14 protein-coding genes and 1 pseudogene are annotated in these 16,780 nt (G+C 62.1%); 7 read left to right on the forward strand and 8 right to left on the reverse strand.

Features of this window, described 5'->3' with window-relative positions; genetic code table 11:
* Positions 1–228: 228 nt before the first annotated feature.
* From AC1RQI_RS01545 to AC1RQI_RS01560, 4 genes are read right to left on the reverse strand one after another with little or no spacing between them, the layout of a single operon-like run.
* A complete protein-coding gene (locus AC1RQI_RS01545) occupies positions 229–1,011 on the reverse strand; it encodes a crotonase/enoyl-CoA hydratase family protein (protein ID WP_481903392.1) in 783 nt (260 codons plus the stop codon).
* 2 nt (positions 1,012–1,013) lie between these two features.
* A complete protein-coding gene (locus tag AC1RQI_RS01550) occupies positions 1,014–2,006 on the reverse strand; it encodes a 5-oxoprolinase subunit C family protein (RefSeq protein ID WP_481903393.1) in 993 nt (330 codons plus the stop codon).
* Positions 2,003–2,716, reverse strand: coding sequence for a 5-oxoprolinase subunit PxpB (pxpB, locus tag AC1RQI_RS01555; RefSeq protein WP_481903394.1), 714 nt, complete (start codon positions 2,714–2,716; stop codon positions 2,003–2,005). The genes AC1RQI_RS01550 and pxpB overlap by 4 nt, the downstream gene beginning before the upstream one ends.
* Positions 2,713–3,465 (reverse strand): 5-oxoprolinase subunit PxpA, encoded by a 753-nt coding sequence (locus AC1RQI_RS01560; protein ID WP_481903395.1) that lies wholly within the window; start codon positions 3,463–3,465, stop codon positions 2,713–2,715. Before AC1RQI_RS01560 ends, pxpB begins: the two co-directional genes overlap by 4 nt.
* 204 nt (positions 3,466–3,669) lie before the next feature.
* Here AC1RQI_RS01560 and AC1RQI_RS01565 point away from each other — a divergent pair, with 204 nt between their 5' ends.
* The 4 genes from AC1RQI_RS01565 (at position 3,670) to AC1RQI_RS01580 (ending at position 9,890) form a co-directional block, all read left to right on the forward strand.
* Entirely contained in the window at positions 3,670–4,986 is a 1,317-nt protein-coding gene (locus AC1RQI_RS01565) for a sensor domain-containing diguanylate cyclase (RefSeq protein ID WP_481903396.1), read from the forward strand.
* 139 nt (positions 4,987–5,125) lie between these two features.
* Positions 5,126–6,739: an FAD-binding oxidoreductase gene (locus AC1RQI_RS01570; RefSeq protein WP_481903397.1), complete on the forward strand. Its 1,614-nt coding sequence runs from the start codon at positions 5,126–5,128 to the stop codon at positions 6,737–6,739.
* Positions 6,736–8,334 (forward strand): glycerol-3-phosphate dehydrogenase/oxidase, encoded by a 1,599-nt coding sequence (locus tag AC1RQI_RS01575; RefSeq protein ID WP_481903398.1) that lies wholly within the window; start codon positions 6,736–6,738, stop codon positions 8,332–8,334. The genes AC1RQI_RS01570 and AC1RQI_RS01575 overlap by 4 nt, the downstream gene beginning before the upstream one ends.
* Positions 8,331–9,890, forward strand: coding sequence for an FGGY-family carbohydrate kinase (locus tag AC1RQI_RS01580; RefSeq protein WP_481903399.1), 1,560 nt, complete (start codon positions 8,331–8,333; stop codon positions 9,888–9,890). Before AC1RQI_RS01575 ends, AC1RQI_RS01580 begins: the two co-directional genes overlap by 4 nt.
* Before the next feature lie 310 nt (positions 9,891–10,200).
* Here AC1RQI_RS01580 and AC1RQI_RS01585 read toward each other — a convergent pair whose 3' ends face one another.
* From AC1RQI_RS01585 to AC1RQI_RS01600, 4 genes and pseudogenes are all read right to left on the reverse strand, one after another.
* The gene (locus AC1RQI_RS01585) at positions 10,201–11,220 is read right to left on the reverse strand and encodes a type I asparaginase (protein ID WP_481903400.1); all 1,020 of its coding nucleotides are present in this window, start codon (positions 11,218–11,220) and stop codon (positions 10,201–10,203) included.
* A gap of 105 nt (positions 11,221–11,325) precedes the next feature.
* Positions 11,326–11,466: pseudogene (aspA, locus tag AC1RQI_RS01590) on the reverse strand (aspartate ammonia-lyase); the annotation flags it as partial.
* A 15-nt stretch (positions 11,467–11,481) separates the two neighbouring features.
* A complete protein-coding gene (locus tag AC1RQI_RS01595) occupies positions 11,482–12,444 on the reverse strand; it encodes a GGDEF domain-containing response regulator (RefSeq protein WP_481903401.1) in 963 nt (320 codons plus the stop codon).
* A gap of 133 nt (positions 12,445–12,577) precedes the next feature.
* On the reverse strand, positions 12,578–13,933 hold the full coding sequence (locus AC1RQI_RS01600) for an AmpG family muropeptide MFS transporter (RefSeq protein ID WP_481903402.1): 1,356 nt from the start codon (positions 13,931–13,933) through the stop codon (positions 12,578–12,580).
* Positions 13,934–14,013: 80 nt separating this feature from the next.
* Between AC1RQI_RS01600 and AC1RQI_RS01605 the strand changes: the two genes are divergently transcribed.
* The 3 genes from AC1RQI_RS01605 (at position 14,014) to groL (ending at position 16,666) form a co-directional block, all read left to right on the forward strand.
* Complete coding sequence (locus AC1RQI_RS01605) at positions 14,014–14,532, forward strand: FxsA family protein (RefSeq protein ID WP_481903403.1); 519 nt, start codon at positions 14,014–14,016, stop codon at positions 14,530–14,532.
* A 129-nt stretch (positions 14,533–14,661) separates the two neighbouring features.
* Positions 14,662–14,952, forward strand: a complete 291-nt coding sequence (gene groES / locus AC1RQI_RS01610; RefSeq protein WP_416635132.1) for a co-chaperone GroES — start codon at positions 14,662–14,664, stop codon at positions 14,950–14,952.
* A 55-nt stretch (positions 14,953–15,007) separates the two neighbouring features.
* Positions 15,008–16,666 carry a chaperonin GroEL gene (gene groL, locus AC1RQI_RS01615; RefSeq protein WP_481903404.1) on the forward strand — a complete coding sequence of 553 codons (1,659 nt, stop codon included), beginning with the start codon at positions 15,008–15,010 and terminating at the stop codon, positions 16,664–16,666.
* The last annotated feature ends 114 nt before the right edge of the window (positions 16,667–16,780 follow it).

The raw sequence follows: 16,780 nt of genomic DNA on the forward strand, positions 1-16,780 counted from the left end.
CACTGGGGCCGGCCCGCCTTGTCGGGGTATCCTAAAGGAAACCAACAAAATGACAACTGATAATCGTTGTTATTAGCGTTTCAGTAGTTTGAGTCTGGACTGGTTGCACGACTCAGGGCGGGTCTGATGCATGGTACGGATCAGGAGACTAAGGAGCGGGGGGGCGTTACAGCTGCCTGAACGTTTGGCCCCGGCACTTGCGGGGCCAGCATCAGGGGCGGTTGGTTTTCAGGATCCGGCGTCTGAATGGCCGTGGCGGCCTGCGCCTTTGGCAAAGCGGTCGGCACCGGCGATGGCTTCCTCGAAGACAATCGGGTAGCCGTTTCTGCCTTCGTGGCGCAGTGCCTCGTCCATGGGCAGGTCCCACTGTTGATAGGCGGAGGCCCGGTCTGCTCTAAGGCACTGCTGTGGAAAGCCGGCGATCTGTTCCGCCAGCTGTTCGGCGGCCTCCCGCGCCTGGCCGTCAGGAACAACCCGGTTGGCCAGGCCGGCCTGCAACGCCTCCTGGGCTTGAACGGGGCGACCGGTGAGGATCATGTCCATGGCCCGGGAGTGGCCAATGAGCCGGGGCAGGCGCACCGTGCCGCCGTCGATCAGGGGCACGCCCCAGCGCCGGCAGAACACGCCAAAGGTGGCGGATTCCTCCGCGACGCGCATGTCACAGAGCAGAGCCAGTTCCAGTCCCCCGGCGACCGCGTAGCCGGAAACCGCCGCAATGACTGGCTTGGTGAGCGTCATACGGGTTGGCCCCATGGGCCCGGCGCCATCGGCATCCAGCGCGTTGCGTGTTTCTGGGTCGCCCATGGCCTGGAGGTCAGCGCCGGAACAGAAGATGCCATTGGCGCCCCAGAGCACCGCGACGTGGAGCGCTTCATTGGTTTCGAAGTGCTCAAAAGCCGCCTGCAGCGCTTGCGCCGTTTCGCGGTCAACGGCGTTCCTGCGGTCTGGGCGGTCGAGGATGATGGTGCAGATCGGGCCGTTTTCCTCGGTACGGACGTTGGGGGTTGCCATGGTCAGTCTCTCTTATTGGTTGCCGGGACGATTGATTCATCACGCTGGCGGGGGCAACCCGTCATGGCATCCAATGCCGCGCGCCATGCCCGCTGGGCGGTTCCGGTACCGCAGGCGTGGAGGTGGACCGGGTGGCCGGGCGGGCACTGGGCCAGCCGGGCGCGGGCAAGCGGGGTGAGGGTGCCGAGGCGTGGGTAGCCGCCAATGGTCTGGCGGTCGTTCATCAGGCAGAAGGGCTGGCCGTCAGCAGGTACCTGGACCGCACCGGAGGGGATGCCCTCGGAAACCATGGGGTTGTGGTGGCAGGTCAGCTCCGGCCCATTGAGGCGGATTCCCATGCGGTCGGCACGGGTGGCCACTGTCCATTCAAGGTTGAAGGCCTGGTACAGGCTGAACCCATCAAACAGCGCTGCCTGGCCGCCAGGAATCAGGCCGAGCCGGGCCGGCTGGGCGTAATCAATACGGTGAGGTTGTGGAACCGTATCGGCGGCGGGCAGGTTGGTTGAGGGCTGGGGTTGGAAGGCCAGCTGGTCACCGGCCGCCACCGGCCAGCCGCCGCCTTTATGCCCTCCCAGCCCCTCGCGGGGGACGCAGGCCACGCTGCCCAGGCTGACGTCGCCCCGCCAGCCACCGGGTACGGCGAGGTAGGCGCGAAGGCCGGTGCGGGGCAGGTCGAAGGTCAGCCGGTCGCCAGCACTCAGCTGGAACCGCTGCCAGGGTGCCAGCGCCTGGCCATTGCGGGCAGCGCCCAGGTCCGCCCCGGCAAGCGCCAGCGGTGTACTGGCTCCGGCGGCCAGGGCGAGTCCACCAATCGTGATCTCGAGCACAGGCGCGGCGTAAGCGTTGCCCAACAGGACGTTGGCCCACCCGGCGGCATGCCAGTCCATCGGCCCGCCCTGGGTGATGCCCAGGTGGCGCACCCCGAAACGACCCCCGTCCTGTAACAGGGTTTGGGGGCCTGCTTGCTCGACCCGGAGGTGAGGGCTGTTGCTCATGTCGCTGCCTCCCCCACGGGGGTCACGTCGCCTCCCATTTCGATGAAGCGCTCCCGTGATAAAGGCACAAAGCGGACCCGGTCCCCGGTTTCAAGTACGGTCATGGGGTCGCGGTTAGCGTCAAACAGTGTGAGGGGGGTGCGCCCGATGAGGTTCCAGCCACCCGGCGTGACCTGTGGGTAGGCGGAGGTCTGGCGTTCGGCAATGGCGATGCTGCCCCGGGGGACCTGCTCGCGCGGTGTGGCCAGCCGGGGCGTTGCGAGCTGCGGCTCGACCAAGCCCATGAACGCGAATCCGGGCACGAAGCCCAGCGCGAACACCTGGTACTCAGTGGCGGCATGGGCTTCGGCCACCTGTTGCGCCGACCAGCCATTGCGTTGCGCGATCAGTGCCAGCTCTGGCCCGACACTGACGTCGTACCAGACGGGGATGTCCACCAGCCGCCCCCCTGCTTCATCCTCATCCGGTGCCAGCTGGGCCAGGAGGCGTTCCAGCCGTTCCCGGGATGTGACATCGCTGAGTTGCCAGGGATCGTATTGCACCAGCACGGTGGTGTAGGAGGGCACCAGTTCCACCAGTGCATTCCCGAAGGCATGGCGGCAATCCCGGGAGAAACCGTTGATCCAGCGGCGATTGGCTGGGTCGATGCGCTCGGCGAGGCGCACGATCCAGGCGTCGGCACCGGCATTTTCCAAGCGGGGCACTGTCATGAGCGGGCCCTGGTGGTCACGACATCCCGGATGCGGCGTATGACGGCAATGGCGTCCGGGTTGTCACCATGGACACAGAGCGTGTGCGCTTCCAGAACCAGTTCCTGCCCGTCGCTGGTGGTGAGTCGTTCGCCCCATGCAATACGCCGGGCCTGTTCCACGATGGTTTCCGCATCCTGATGGACGGCCCCGGGCTCACGCCGACTCACCAGGTGGCCGTCGCCATCGTAGGCGCGGTCCGCGAACGCCTCAAGCCAGAGCGTGACGCCGTGGGAAGCGGCCAGGGAACGCACCGGGTGGTTGTCTCGGGTGGCCATGGCCATGAGCGCCAGGGCCGGGTTGAATGCTTTCACCGCCCGCATAACGGCGGCGAGTATGTCGTGGTCCTTCATCATATCGTTGTAAAGGGCACCGTGCGGCTTGACGTAGCGCACCCGGGTGCCTGCAGCACGGCAGAAGGCGTCCAGAGCGCCAATCTGGTAAAGGACGAGGTTTTCGACCTCATCGACCGAGCATGCCATGGATCGCCGGCCGAAGCCCATCAGGTCCGGGTAGGCCGGATGAGCGCCGATGGTTACGTCATGGTCGACCGCCAGCTGCACGGTGCGCCGCATATGATCCTGATCGGAGGCGTGGAAGCCACAGGCCACGTTGGCCAGGTCCACCACGGGCATAACGGCTTCGTCCATGCCCATGGCCCAGGGGCCGAAGCTTTCACCCATGTCCGCATTCAACTGGAGTGTTGTCACCGATCGACTCGATCTGTTCTGGTTCCGCCGGTTGGGTGTGGGCGCTGCGGGAGGGCATCTGTGCATTCCGCAGCCTCCGTCAGTAAATGGCTTTTGCGCCGATTTAGCAACTTTTGAACACCCAACATTACGTATGATCCACAGTTTCACCGTATCATGACGTGCGTATTGTGGTTGATGATTACCTTGGGCTGGGAGTGACGTATGGAGCAGCGTCCGTTGTCTGGAGATCGGATTTCCGCGCTCGAGACCATTATTGATGTTGCCAAGTTGGGTACCTGGCTGTGGAACGTGCAGACGGGCGAGACCGAGTTCAATGAATATTGGGCCGGGATGTTGGGGTACACACTGGCAGAGCTTGAGCCAACCTCCATCCAGACGTGGCTGGCTGTGCTGTATGAGGCGGATCGGCCCGTATCAGAGAAAGCGTTGAAGGCGCATTTTGAGGGCCGCGTTTCAGCCTATGACTGCGAGGTCCGCGTCCACCACCGTGATGGCCACTTGGTCTGGATCCGGGATTTTGGCAGGGTCATCAGCTGGACCCCGGATGGCTACCCTGAGTGGGTTAGCGGCGCCCACCTTGATATCACCACCCAGAAACATACCGAGCAGAGCCTGCGTGAGGAATGTGCTGCCAACAGGGAATTGGTGCAGACCCTGGAGAAAGCCCAGGAAATCGGTAACCTTGGCTACTGGAAAGCGAATCTCGAAACGGGCGATCTCTATTGGTCGAGTAAGGTCTTCGAGATATTCGGCGTCTGCCAGGATACGTTTGAGCCCTCGGTCGATGCGTTCAAGGCTTTCGTGCATCCGGAAGACCTGGGGAAGGTGGAGGCCAGTGATGAGCGCGCGAAGCAGACGGGCCTGCACGATGTCGAGCACCGGATCATTCGTCCGGATGGCACTGTGAGATGGGTTCATGAGCGAGCGGATTACACGCCTTCGGGGGATGACCAGCTTCTGATTGGTACCGTCAGGGACATCACCGAACAGAAGGAGCAGGAGGCGCGCCTGCGACAGATGTCGATTACCGACCCGCTGACCCAGATCCATAATCGGCGCGTCTTCATGGAGCGCCTCAGGGAAAGCTACGAACTGTTCCACCGAAAACGCATTCCGGCGGCGGTCATCATGCTCGATGTCGATCATTTCAAGGCGGTCAATGATACCTACGGCCACAGTATCGGCGATCGGGTGCTCAAAAGCGTTGCGTGCACCCTGGCGGGCAATGTCAGGGAAAGCGATCTGACCTGCCGCCTTGGGGGCGAAGAGTTTGGGCTGTTATTGCCGGGCACTGGCCTTTCTGAGGCACTGGAACTGGCAGACCGGTTGCGACTCGACGTAGCGCGACAGCCGCATGCCCACACGGAGGCCGGTGATACCTTCCATATCACGCTCACAGCCGGCATCAGCGTCTTGAACGAGGATGATCAGAACCCCGAACAGGTGCTCAAGAGAGCCGATGCGGCGCTGTATCGCGGTAAGACCGAGGGGCGCAACAGGGTTGAGGCCCATTCCTGAACGCTTGGCCTTTTGGTGAAGGCCGGCCTTCCTGCCGCAAGTATCTGCTTAGAGCAAAAACTCTAAAAATGATGGACAATCAAATCCCCGATGGTGTATCAAAGGCAGCAAACAAAAAGCCTGAAGGGAGTACCATCCAATGCGACGCTGGAACGGCTGGGGTGATGCCAGCTTCCATCTGCCACTACCGCCCCATGGGCAGGATTTCCTGAAAGCCCGTCTCGGGGCCGCCACGTCATTGTCCGAGGCCAGCCTTGAACAGGTCTGCGCCCAGGTTCCTGAATCCCGGGTTCCAGAGCGTGAGGGCGTTTACACGGACGCCGAGACCCGCGTTCGCCACGCTCGCGGCCAGAGCCTGGCGGACTGGCTGGCGATGCGCAGCGGGGCTTTCGGCGCTTTTCCGGATGCGGTCGCGCTGCCTGAACACAGTGATGAGGTGGCGGCACTTCTGGCCTGGGCCCAGGAGCAGGACCTGGTCGTGATTCCCTATGGCGGTGGCACCAGTGTGGCCGGCCACATCAACCCAGAGGCCTCCGGCAAGCCCGTGCTCACGCTGTCGCTGGCGCGTATGAATCGGCTGTTGGATCTGGACGCTGAAAGTCAGGTCGCTACCTTCGGTGCGGGCACCCCGGGCCCGCTGGTGGAGGCCCAGCTGCTGGCCCATGGCTATACGCTGGGCCATTTTCCCCAGTCTTTTGAGCTCTCCACCATTGGGGGGTGGGTGGCCAGCCGGTCCAGTGGCCAGCAGTCCCTGCGCTATGGGCGCATCGAGCAGCTCTTCGCCGGTGGTCGCGTGGAAACCTTCCAGGGCACATGGACCATCCCGACCTTCCCCGCCTCTGCCGCTGGCCCGGATCCGCGTGAAATGGTGCTTGGTTCCGAGGGCCGGTTTGGTGTCATCTCGGAGGTGAAGGTCCGGGTGACGCCTGTCGCCGACCATGAATCCTTTCATGTCCTGTTCTTCCCGGACTGGGAGCGGGCACGCCAGTGCGCGCGCCGGCTGGTGCAGAACCGGACCCCTCTTTCCATGCTGCGGCTGAGCAATGGCGTTGAAACCGAGACCCAGCTGGCTTTGGCGGGCCATCCCCGGATGATCGGGGTGCTTGAACGCTTTCTCGCCTGGCGCGGGGCGGGGGAGGGCAAGTGCATGATGACCATCGGGGTGACGGGTACCAAAGCCCAGTGCCGTACCGGGTTGCGTGAGCTCAAGCGCATCAGCCGGCGTCACGACGGGGTTTACACCGGGACCTATCTGGGCAGGAAGTGGGAGCAGAAGCGCTTCACCATGCCCTATTTGCGCGAGACGCTCTGGGAGCAGGGCTATGCCGTGGACACCCTTGAGACGGCAACGGACTGGGACAATGTGGATGCGCTGATGGATCATGTCGAGTCCACGCTCCGCAACGGGCTTGAAGCGGAAGGGGAGCCGGTTCACGTGTTCACGCATCTATCCCATGTCTACGGCCAGGGCTGCAGCATCTACACCACCTACGCCTTCCGGTGCGCGGACAGCTATGAAGCCACCCACCAGCGTTGGGCGCGATTGAAGCAGGCGGCCTCCGAGGCGATCGTGAACAACCGGGGCACCATCAGCCATCAGCATGGTGTTGGCAAGGATCATGCTCCCTACCTTCCCATTGAAAAAGGGCCGGTGACCATCGGCATGCTGGGCGCCATGAGCCGGTACATGGACCCGCAGCAGCGGTTGGCACCCGGGGTTTTGCTGCTGGATGAATCGGAGGCGTCCTCATGACGGCTACAGGCGGAATCCGGGAGGAGCGCCAGGAGGCGGTTGAGCTTCTGGGAGCGGATACCTCCTGGGACATGGTGATCATTGGCGGTGGTATTACCGGGGTCGGCGTCCTTCGGGAGGCTGCCCGGGAAGGCTACAGTGTGCTGCTGGTGGAGCAGCAGGATTTTGCGTGGGGCACTTCCAGCCGCTCCTCGAAAATGGTGCATGGGGGGCTGCGCTACCTGGCGAGCGGGGACTACCGTCTGACGCGTGACGCGGTGCATGAGCGTGAACGCATGATGAACGAAGCGCCGGGGTTGGTGGACAACCTTTACTACATCATGCCCCATTTTCGGCGCCAGTTCCCCGGGCCAGGCCTGTTCGGGCTCCTGCTCCGGTTCTATGACTTCCTGGCCCAGCGCCGAACCCGCCGGTTTTTCCCCGGCGAATCCGTGTTGCGTTGGGTGCCTGGGTTGCGCCGCGATGGGCTACGGGGTGGGACCCGCTTCTCGGACGCCGTGACCGATGACGCCCGCCTGGTTCTGCGGATCCTGCAGGAGGCGACCAGAGCGGGGGGCCGTGCGATCAACTATGCACGGGCGCTGTCGGTAACACCCCCGGGCGAGCAGGGCGAAGGACGACTAACGGTCCATGATGAACTGAGTGAGCGGACGTATGAGCTGAGGGCCCGCCACATTGTGCACGCCACTGGTGCCTGGACAGACAAGCTCCGCAGCCAGCTCGGCGGGGAGCAGCGCATCCGGCCGCTCCGGGGCAGCCATCTGGTGTTCCCCTTCTGGAAGCTGCCGGTCTCGGTGAGCCTGTCCCTCATTCATCCCCGCGATCATCGGCCCATGTTCGTCTATCCCTGGGAAGGGGTCACCGTGGTGGGCACCACGGATCTTGATCACGATGAAGACCTTCAGAAAGAGGCGGTGATCAGTCGGGACGAACTGAACTATCTTCTGGAAGCGGTCCATGGCGCCTTTCCCGATGCGCATCTCACCGAGGGGGATCTGATCAGTACCTGGTCCGGCGTTCGCCCCGTCGTCTCCGAGGGTGGTGGCCGCAGGAAGAAGCCGTCCAAGGAAAAGCGCGAGCATGTGATCTGGAACGATCAGGGCGTGATCAGTGTCGCGGGAGGTAAACTGACCACCTTCCGTCTGATTGCCCTGGAAGTGTTGGATCATGTACGGACGGACAACGGCATCCGGCGTGAGGTGGAAGAGCAGGTCTTTGCGCCCGCGCCCGCGATGGCTCGTCCCCACGCTCTGACAGCCTGGCAGTGGCAACGGCTGTGTGGCCATTATGGCAGCCGCATAACCGAGGTTTTGAATGCCGGGCCTCTTACACCGATTGGCCATACGGATACACTGTTGGCGGAGCTGGTCTGGAGTTGCCGCCATGAACGGATCGGGCATCTGGACGACCTGATGCTGCGCCGCACCCGTCTGGGACTGCTGTTGCCAGAGGGCGGTGAGCAATGGCTGGATACCATCCGGGCCCATTGCCAGCCGGTGCTTGGCTGGAGCGATGAGCGCTGGCAGCAGGAGCGCACCCGTTACCGCGACCTCTGGCACGCCAGCTACTACCGTCCGTCGGAGACCCCGGCATGAGTGGTCGACCGCTCATCCTCGCCATCGACATGGGAACCCAGAGTGCCCGCGCACTGCTTTTCAACGCCGAGGGAGAGCTGGTGGGCAAGGGTCGCGAGGAAATCGAGCCCTATCAGTCGCCGGATCCGGGCTGGGCAGAACAGAAACCGGATTATTACTGGCAGAGCATTGGCCGCGCCTGTGCCGATCTCTGGGTCAACACCGGGGCCGACCCGGCAACGGTCGCGGGCGTGACGCTGACGACCCAGCGCGGCACGGTAGTGAACCTGGATGGCAATGGGGAACCACTGCGGCCGGCCATCGTCTGGCTGGACCAGCGCCGCGCCCCCGGGCCGGTACGGGTGCCGCCGTTGTGGCGTCTTCTCTTGAAGACCCTGGGGCTCGCGGGGACCATCCAGAGGCTCGGGGAGCAGACCCAGGCCAACTGGATTGCCCACAACCAGCCGGATGTCTGGGCCCGGACGCACCATTTCCTGCTGCTTTCCGGCTATCTCAGCTGGCGTCTGACCGGGCGTTTTGTGGACTCCACTGGCAGCCAGGTCGGTTACCTGCCGTTCGATTACAAGCGTCATGACTGGTGCCAGCCGAAGGACCTGAAGTGGCAGCTGATGGCCGTTAAGCGCTCCATGCTGCCGGAGCTGGTGCATCCGGGGCAGCGCATGGGCGAGCTGACCCGGGAGGCCGCGGCTCATCTGGGGCTGCCGGAGGGGGTGCCGGTGCTGGCCGCCGCCTCCGACAAGGCCTGCGAAATCCTGGGCTCCGGTGGTCTTTCGCCGGAGACGGCGTGCATGAGCTATGGCACCACGGCCACGATTAATACAACCAACAGTCGTTACGTGGAACCGACCCGCTTTCTGCCGCCCTATCCGTCGGCGGTGCCAGAGCGCTATTCCGGGGAGGTGATGATCTATCGCGGCTTCTGGATGGTGAGCTGGTTCAAGCGCCAGTTCGGTCATCGTGAACAAGCCCTTGCCGAAGAGCGGGGCATTGCGCCGGAAGCACTCTTCGATGAGTTGGTTCGTGAGGTCCCGCCTGGCTCCATGGGCTTAATGCTGCAGCCGTACTGGTCGCCGGGTGTGCGCCAGCCGGGGCCAGAGGCCAAGGGCGCCATCATTGGCTTCGGGGATGTGCACACCCGGGCCCATATCTATCGTGCCATCCTTGAGGGGCTGGCCTATGCGCTGCGCGAGGGCCAGGAGAAACTTGAACGACGCAACCGGGTCCCGGTGCAGCGCCTCCGGGTAGCAGGCGGTGGCTCCCAGAGTGACGAAGCCTTACAGCTCACCGCGGATATCTTTGGTCTGCCCGCGGAGCGGCCGCATACCTATGAGACCTCTGGACTGGGCGCGGCGATCAATGCCGCTGTCGGTCTGGGCTGGTTTGCGGATTATGATCAGGCCGTGGCCGCCATGGTGCGGATTGGGGAGCGTTTTGAGCCGGATGCAGGGCGTCAGGCGCTCTATGAGCGACTTTACCGGGAGGTTTACCAGCGCATGTATTCGAGGCTGTCGCCGCTCTACCACCGTATTCGGTCGATTACGGGGTATCCGGAATAGGTGCACACAAAAAAGGCGGACCTGAGTCCGCCAAGAGAAGAAGTCATAAGGGGAGAATGAAAAGCCTGAAAAAAATCATATTCCCCAGGATCCGCAGGACCCCGTTACCGGCGGCAGGACTTCCGCCTCTGCCACCCGGGGGATACTGCTCAAATCCACAATTGGATTATGTCCTGTGAACGAGATCACATCTGTTGATCCTCTGTGAGCACACGTAACAGCTTGTAATGGCCTCGGTGTTGACAATCATTCTGGATGACCGACCCGAATTATTTCACAAAAAGGTTATCGATCACCCGGGACCAGACAACTAACAGGGCACTGCTGCGTGTACCAGTTGCCCGGAGTCACCACTCAGAGGCTGTTGAAGCGCCTTGCGGAGTGACTCACCAGAGTGTCCCGTGGCCAGCAGGAAGTGGAGTTTGGTGAAAGCGGCTTCTGGAGTCAGGTCTTGACCGGGGATAACGCCGATCCTGTCCAGCGCTGCGCCCGAGGCATAGTCCTTTTGCGCTACTCGACCTTGCACGCATTGACTGACATTCACTACGGCGGTGCCTTGGGTGATTCCCTGAGCCAAAGCCTCGATCAGTCCGTTATCGGCGTCCGGGGCATTGCCCGTACCATAGGTATGGAGGACCAGCCCTTTTAACTCCGGCAGCCCAAGGGCGGCCTCAACGAGGGCGACCGGCATGCCTGGAAACAGAGTAAGAACAGCCACTGAGCGTGGGTTAAATGGGGGCACCTGAAAATCGGGCCACCCTGGTGACAGCAGCAGGTCGCGTTGTAGCTCCAGCTTGATGCCCCCGCTGCCAAGGCTTGGCATATTGGGGGAGTCAAAGGCATCCAGTTCACTGGTTTTCAGCTTTCTCGATCTGTTACCCCGGAGTAAATTGCCGCGGAAGTACAGGCACACTTCTGAGATCTCAGGTAAAGATGCCAGCGCCAGCGAGCTAATGATGTTGTCGATCGCGTCGGTACGCGACCGCCCAAGCGGGATCTGCGATCCGGTCAGGATCACCGGTTTGTTGCAGCCTTGGAGCATGTAAGAGAGAGCCGAGGCGGTGTAAGACATGGTGTCGGTGCCATGGAGCACCACAAAACCGTCATAATGGTCCCAGTTCGCGACGAGAGCTCGGGCAATGGTGGTCCAGTTAGCGGGAGTCAGGTTGGCGCTGTCGATGAGTTGGTTCAGTTCGACTACATCAAACCGTGGCAGCTCGTTACGACTCTCTTCGAGGTGGCGGGCCAATCGCGCGCTAAAGTTTGCCCCGGGGACGTAAGCCCCATTCGAGGAAACCATGCCGATGGTACCTCCTGTGTAGAGCACCATTACCCGACGACTCACAGCTCGTCTCTGAAGCATCTTTCATCAAGCATGTTGCAGGCTGACCCAAGCATTTTCATGGCGTTGAGCAGGTTGTCGACACTCAGAGGTTCCCATATCGGAGGACGCTTCCACCAGATTGCTCGCTGATACGATAGGCTTTCCGGAAATTTCGGCCAGATAGGTGACCGCCAGAGCCTTATAGCGCTGGTGGGTGTTGATCCCTGTCCCGCTCGCGGTACCGCCAAGGTGTCTTAAGCCCAGAGCTCAGGTGGCTACGCTCGGCCGGGCCCGCGTCAGCGTCCGTGACTGGCGAGCGTGACTGAGCCCTTCCTCCGCAGCAGCTTCCATGGCATCAACGGTGGGCGCCGTTTCCGTCTCGCTGGCGATGCTCAGCGTTGCATCTGCTTCCACGGCGATGAAGCCCATATGGGTTTTGAGGGCTTTGTGGTTGATGCCGTCATGCAGGCGCCGGAAGGCGGCTGGCCGGCATTGTTCGGGATCGGGAAAGTGCGCAATGACGGCGTAACGGTCAGGTCCAACCCGGCAGAGCGCGTCCAGTGGCCGGACCAGGTCCTTCATCCGGCGCGAGAGGGTTTCCAGTATTTCCCGATGCGCTGAGCCGGGGTGCTCCCTGATGTGGCGTTCCCAGTGGCGGATGCCGATGAGCAGGTAGCCCACCGCGCCCCCCCGTGATTCGGTGTAATCCAGGGCCTGCTGGAGGCGTTGGCGGGCGTAGCGGGCGTTCCCCAGACCGGTTTCGGGATCCACGATATTGTGCCCTTCCAGCTGCCGGTTCTCCGCCATCAGCAGCTGGTTGTTGTGCAGCAGGGTGTTGTGGCGCGCCACCAGGCGGTCTGCGGCAAAGATGCGTGGCACCAGCTGGCGGCTCATTTCGGATTTATAGATGAAATCGTCCACGCCGCGGTCAAAGGCGCTGCTCAGTGCTTCCACGCTTTCCTTGCCGGTGAGCAGGATGATGTAGGTGTAGTGGTTGGTCTGTTCGTCCTGTTGGCGGACCCGGTCGGTGAGCGCCAGCCCATCCATCTCCGGCATCAGCCAGTCAGCGATGAGTATGCTCGTGGGTTCCTTTTCCAGAGCTTCCAGCGCCCGGGGTGCTGAGTTGACAACCTGAACATTGGTGTAACCGGCCTGCTTGAGTGTACGGCTGACGACGGCGCTGCTGAAGCGGGCATCGTCTACAACGAGGATGGAGAGTTCAGGCGTCATGGAGGTGGTTGCTGTCCGTTTGTTTGTGTGTATTGCTGGTCATTATAGACCGCAATAGCGGGTGGGGAAGACGGAGAATGCAAAACGTTTTTCAGATCTGGCCGGGATGTGAGCCAGATCGCACTGACAGCGGTTACGCCGAGGCATTGCGGTCGGGATGGGCCAGCCAGAGCAGGGCCACGGCAAGCAGTATGGCGGGGATGCCAAGGCCGGCGGTGATCAGGAAGAAGCCGATCCAGCCAACGTTTTCGGCGACCACGCCGGTAAATCCGCCCAGGAACTGGCCGGGTAGTGTCATCAGGGAGCTGAACAGCGCGTATTGGGTGGCGGTGTAGCGGGTGTTGGTGAGGCTGGAGAGGTAGGCAATGAACACCGAGATGGAGAGCCCGCCTGTGACATTGTCCGCCACAATGGCCGCCACCAGACCAATGGTTTCCGGGCCAATGCTGGCCAGCCAGGCAAACGTCAGGTTGGTGGCGGGGGCCATGAAGGCGGTGCCCACCAGCATACGGGCAATGCCAAAACGTGCCACCATAAGCCCGCCGATAACGGCGCCAACCAGGGTCATGGCGAGTCCGAAAGCGGCGGCGATATTAGCGATCTCGCTTTTGGTGAAGCCCAGGTCCAGATAGAAGGGGTTGGCCATCACCCCCATAAAGATGTCGCTGATCCGGAAGGTGGCCACGAAGATCAGAATGACGATGGCGGCATTCCCATAGCGCTGGAAGAAATCCGTGAAGGGGCAGACCACAGCGCCAATGAACCAGGCGGTGAGGCGCTGGTGCAGGCCGGTGTGTTCCGTATTGGCCAGGTACTGGATGACCCTTTCCTCGGATTCCGGCGCGAATCGGTCGGCTTCCGCTACGGGTTCACGGCTGAGCAGGGTCGTCACCATCCCTATCCCCATGAGCGTGGCCATGACGCCGTAGGAGAGCGACCAGCTGCCAATGGCGGCCACATGCAGAGCCCCGGCACCAGCTGCCAGTATCGCTACCCGGTAGCCGGTAACGTAGGTGGCCGCCATGGCGGCCTGGTGGGTTTCCGGTGCAGCCTCTACCCGGAAGGCATCGATGGCCACGTCCTGGGTTGCCGAGCCAAACGCGGCGATCACGGCCCAGACGGCCACCAGCCAGAGTTGTTCCTGGGGGTCCGTGAGCGCCATTCCCAGAAGGCTTGCGGCCACTGCCACCTGAGCCGTCAGCATCCAGGCACGGCGCCGGCCAAAAACGGCGTTGATGATCGGGAGGGGCAGTCGGTCGACCAGTGGTGCCCAGAGGACCTTGATGGAGTGGGCCATCCCCACCCAGCTCAGAAAACCGATGGCGGCCAGTTCAATGTTCAGGTCCCGCAGCCAGGCGGTAAAGGTGCCCCCGACCAGCAGCAGCGGCAGCCCGGCGGAGAACCCGAGAAACAGCATGCCAATGACCCGCGGGTTCAGATAGACCCGCCAGCCGGGGTAGAGCGTGTCTTCGGGCGCAGAATCATTCATGCATTACGATTCCGTATGGTTGAACTCCGGCCCTGTCGCCCCGATGCTGGAAGGCACAAGCCTGTTTGTCCGGAGACCACATGCCCATATTGCTCGTTGCCTTCATCCTCATTCCCATCATCGAGATGGTCATCCTTATTGAGGTCGGGGGGCTGATTGGCGCCCTTCCCACCGTTGGCCTGGTATTGCTGACGGCCGTTATCGGCGCGGCCATGCTTCGCCAGCAGGGAGCGGCAACCCTGCTGCGGGCCAACCAGCGCATGGCCAGCGGGGAGCTGCCGGCGCGCGAGATGGCGGAGGGGCTGCTTCTGGCCGTGGGCGGTGCGCTTCTGCTCACGCCCGGGTTCGTGACTGACGGTGTGGGCTTCGCCTGCCTGATCCCGTTCATACGGCGCTGGCTCAGCGGCTATGTCGTGAATCGTATGGTGTTGGGCGGGGGCGCGTCCATGGGCGGGTATTACGAATACCAACAGTATACCCAGAACGGTGATCGGGGGCCCCGCCGGGACGCTTACGGCAATGTCATTATTGAGGGTGAGTTTGAGCAACAGGAACACCAGACCAAAGAGGATGACCCTGATCGGCTGGATCACCGGTAAAAATTTTTGGGGGTGGGGGATTGAAAACGCAGAGCCTGTCCCCAATTTCACCCACCACAAGGCCAATGTGCTTTGGGGAAACCTTAACTCATTGCTTAACCGACAAACCGAAACTGGAGATAAGCAGCAATGAAAATCCGTCCGTTACACGATCGCGTTGTCGTGCGTCGCAAGGAAGAAGAGGAAAAGACCGCCGGTGGCATTGTTCTGCCGGGCAATGCCCAGGAAAAGCCGTCCCAGGGCGAGGTTCTGGCCGTGGGTGAGGGCAAGACCCTGGACAACGGCGAGGTACGTAAGCCGGCGGTGAACGTCGGTGATCAGGTTGTTTTCGGGCAGTTCGCTGGTAACACCGTCAAGGTTGACGGCGAGGAACTGCTGATCATGAGTGAGAATGACATTTACGGTGTGCTGGAAGGCTGAAGCAGCCCCGGGCACCTGACGAGTTACAACGGTCAACGAACAGGAAAAGAACACTATGGCGAAAGAGATCAAGTTCTCCGACCAGGCCCGCAAGCAGATGGTAACGGGCGTTAATACCCTGGCTGACGCGGTTAAGGTCACCCTCGGTCCCAAGGGCCGTAACGTGGTGATGGACAAGTCCTTTGGTGCGCCCAACGTCACCAAAGACGGCGTAAGCGTTGCCAAGGAAATCGAACTGGAAGACAAGTTCGAAAACATGGGCGCCCAGATGGTCAAGGAAGTCGCTTCCCAGACCAACGACAATGCCGGCGACGGCACCACCACCGCCACCGTTCTGGCCCAGGCCATCGTGCGCGAGGGTGTTAAGGCGGTAACCGCGGGCATGAACCCCATGGATCTCAAGCGCGGCATCGACAAGGCCTGTGAATCGGCGGTTGATGAGATCCGCAAGCTCTCCACGCCCTGCAATGACTCCAAGACCATCGCGCAGGTGGGCACCATCTCCGCCAACAGCGACGACACCGTTGGCTCGCTGATCGCGGACGCGATGGACAAGGTTGGCCAGGAAGGGGTCATCACCGTTGAGGAAGGCCGTGGCCTTGAGGACGAGCTGGAAGTGGTCGAAGGCATGCAGTTCGACCGTGGCTACCTCTCGCCCTACTTCATCAACAACAACGAGAGCATGACTGTCGAGCTGGACGACCCCTACATCCTGCTCGTCGACAAGAAGATCTCCAACGTTCGCGACCTGCTGCCGACGCTGGAAGCGGTTTCCAAGTCCGGCAAGCCGCTGCTGATCATTGCCGAGGACGTTGAAAGCGAAGCGCTGGCGACCCTGGTGGTCAACAACATGCGCGGCATTGTGAAGGTTGCTGCGGTCAAGGCGCCTGGCTTCGGCGACCGTCGCAAGGAAATGATGCAGGACATCGCTGTTCTCACCGGCGGTACCGTCATTTCCGAGGAAGTCGGCCTGACGCTTGAGAATGTTTCCCTTGATGACCTGGGCAGCGCCAAGCGCGTCAACATCAGCAAGGAAGACAGTACCGTTATCAACGGCAACGGTCAGCAGCAGGACATCGAAGCCCGCACTTCTCAGATCAAGAAGCAGATCGAGGAAAGCACCTCCGATTACGACAAGGAGAAGCTCCAGGAGCGCCTTGCCAAGCTGGCTGGTGGTGTTGCGGTCATCAAGGTGGGCGCTGGCTCTGAAGTTGAAATGAAAGAGAAGAAGGCCCGCGTTGAAGACGCGCTGCACTCCACCCGTGCTGCGGTTGAGGAAGGCATCGTTGCCGGCGGTGGCGTGACTCTGGTCCGTGCACTGCAGGCGATTGAGAGCCTTCAGGGCGCCAACGAAGAACGCCAGATGGGCATCAACCTGCTGCGCCGTGCCATGGAAGCACCGCTGAAGCAGATCGCCTACAACTCCGGTGATGAGCCGGCCGTTGTGGTCGACAAGGTGCTCGAAGGCCAGGGCAATTACGGCTACAACGCCGCAACTGGCGAGTACGCCGACATGCTCGACGCTGGCATCATTGATCCGGCCAAGGTAACCCGCTCCGCACTGCAGGCAGCGGCATCCGTGGCAGGTCTGATGATCACCACTGAGTGCATGATCGCCGATCAGCCGGAAGAGAATGACGGCGGCGGCGCTGGTGCCGGCGGTGGCGGCATGCCCGATATGGGCGGCATGGGAGGCATGGGCGGCATGATGTAAACGCCCGCGCTTCTCTGCCGGTGTGACCGGCTCCATGAAAACCCCCGTGGTGGTTCGCCTCGGGGGTTTTTTATGGTTATCCTATCGTCGCCTTAACGCTGTGGTTGCCGTACG

Source organism: Salicola sp. AFF1, from assembly GCF_056783195.1.

Bases quoted from the DNA above. Each gene is read 5' to 3' on its own strand.
- AC1RQI_RS01550 (WP_481903393.1), bottom strand. From the start codon at position 2,006: ATGAGCAACAGCCCTCACCTCCGGGTCGAGCAAGCAGGCCCCCAAACC.
- AC1RQI_RS01565 (WP_481903396.1), top strand. From the start codon at position 3,670: ATGGAGCAGCGTCCGTTGTCTGGAGATCGGATTTCCGCGCTCGAGACC.
- AC1RQI_RS01545 (WP_481903392.1), bottom strand. From the start codon at position 1,011: ATGGCAACCCCCAACGTCCGTACCGAGGAAAACGGCCCGATCTGCACC.
- AC1RQI_RS01605 (WP_481903403.1), top strand. From the start codon at position 14,014: ATGCCCATATTGCTCGTTGCCTTCATCCTCATTCCCATCATCGAGATG.
- AC1RQI_RS01595 (WP_481903401.1), bottom strand. From the start codon at position 12,444: ATGACGCCTGAACTCTCCATCCTCGTTGTAGACGATGCCCGCTTCAGC.
- AC1RQI_RS01570 (WP_481903397.1), top strand. From the start codon at position 5,126: ATGCGACGCTGGAACGGCTGGGGTGATGCCAGCTTCCATCTGCCACTA.
- pxpB (WP_481903394.1), bottom strand. From the start codon at position 2,716: ATGACAGTGCCCCGCTTGGAAAATGCCGGTGCCGACGCCTGGATCGTG.
- groL (WP_481903404.1), top strand. From the start codon at position 15,008: ATGGCGAAAGAGATCAAGTTCTCCGACCAGGCCCGCAAGCAGATGGTA.
- AC1RQI_RS01575 (WP_481903398.1), top strand. From the start codon at position 6,736: ATGACGGCTACAGGCGGAATCCGGGAGGAGCGCCAGGAGGCGGTTGAG.
- AC1RQI_RS01600 (WP_481903402.1), bottom strand. From the start codon at position 13,933: ATGAATGATTCTGCGCCCGAAGACACGCTCTACCCCGGCTGGCGGGTC.
- AC1RQI_RS01585 (WP_481903400.1), bottom strand. From the start codon at position 11,220: ATGGTGCTCTACACAGGAGGTACCATCGGCATGGTTTCCTCGAATGGG.
- groES (WP_416635132.1), top strand. From the start codon at position 14,662: ATGAAAATCCGTCCGTTACACGATCGCGTTGTCGTGCGTCGCAAGGAA.
- AC1RQI_RS01580 (WP_481903399.1), top strand. From the start codon at position 8,331: ATGAGTGGTCGACCGCTCATCCTCGCCATCGACATGGGAACCCAGAGT.